The sequence below is a fragment of the Vibrio sp. R-1 genome, assembly GCF_035615595.1.
Taxonomy (GTDB): Bacteria; Pseudomonadota; Gammaproteobacteria; order Enterobacterales; family Vibrionaceae; genus Vibrio; species Vibrio cholerae.
On sequence record NZ_WPDC01000203.1, the window covers coordinates 1 to 1186 of the forward strand.

General features: G+C 45.4%; 1 protein-coding gene. It reads right to left on the reverse strand.

Translation table 11 applies throughout. The features are described from left to right. Positions 1-39: 39 nt before the first annotated feature. Positions 40-1115 (reverse strand): IS3 family transposase gene (locus tag GOU96_RS17635; protein ID WP_086027504.1). Its coding sequence is split into 2 segments (ribosomal slippage): positions 40-863 and positions 863-1115, totalling 1077 coding nucleotides; the frame shifts between segments, so codons are not numbered across the junction. Between the last annotated feature and the right edge of the window lie 71 nt (positions 1116-1186).

Below are 1186 nucleotides of genomic sequence, written 5' to 3' on the forward strand. Positions count from 1 at the left end.
GGTAATCCCCCCATTTTTAACTGCAGTTAAAAGTAGAGGCTAAGCGGCCATCAATGGTGGTTTTCCGCCATTTGCTTTGTGTGGCCGTTCATGATTGTAAAACCAAAGCCATTGCGTGGCATAGTCTTGAACTTCTTCAAGCGTATCAAATAAATGTTTGCTGACCCAACTGTATCTTATTGTTTTGTTGTGTCGCTCTATATACGCATTTTGTTGTGGTTTACCAGGTTGAATGTAATCAATTCGGATCCCCAGTTTTTTCGCCCACTCTGTAAATTCGTGGCTGATAAATTCGGGTCCATTGTCACAGCGGATTGCCATCGGTTTTGCGCGCCATTCAAGAAGCTGATTTAGCGTTCTTATGACCCGCATTGTTGGCAGTGAGAATCCTGCTTCAATCGCCAAACCTTCTCGTTTGAAGTCGTCGATGACGTTGAACAATCGATAATTTCTACCATCCGCGAGCTGGTCATGCATAAAATCAATAGACCAGACTTGATTCGGTTTTGTTGGTTCTTTCAGTGGTTCAGGGGCGTTTCGTTTTAGTCGTCGGCGCGGTTTAATGCGCAGATTAAGTGCTAACTCACAGTAAATCCGGTAAACTCGCTTGTGGTTCCAACCAAAGCCTTTCACGTTGCGCAGGTAATGAAAACACTGGCCAAACCCCCAATCCGTTTCTTTCTCAGTTAAATCAATCAGTAAATCTGCGATCTGCGCATTCTCATCGTCATTCACTGGCTGATATCGGTAACAGGTTTCGCTGATACAAAATGCCGCGCAGGCCATGCGGATAGTCACATTCCGATTGGCCACCGCGTGTTGCGCCATCGCTTTACGCTGCGACGGCTTCACCACTTTTTTGTCATCGCTTCCTGAATAATTTCGGCCTTTAAGCGCTCTTCGGCGTACATTTTTTTCAGCCGTGCATTTTCGGCTTCCAGCTCTTTTAAACGAGCCATCAACGACGCATCCATGCCGCCAAATTTGGCTCGCCATTTGTAAAAAGTAGCCGAACTCATGCCATGTTCACGGCACAGCTCAGGAACTGGCGTTCCCGCTTCAGCTTGTTTGAGGATCGCCATGATTTGACTGTCGGTAAATTTTGATGTTTTCATAAAGAATCTCCTGCGTTTATGGTACGAGAAAATTCTACTTTTGACGTCAATTAATTTATGGGGTGATTACC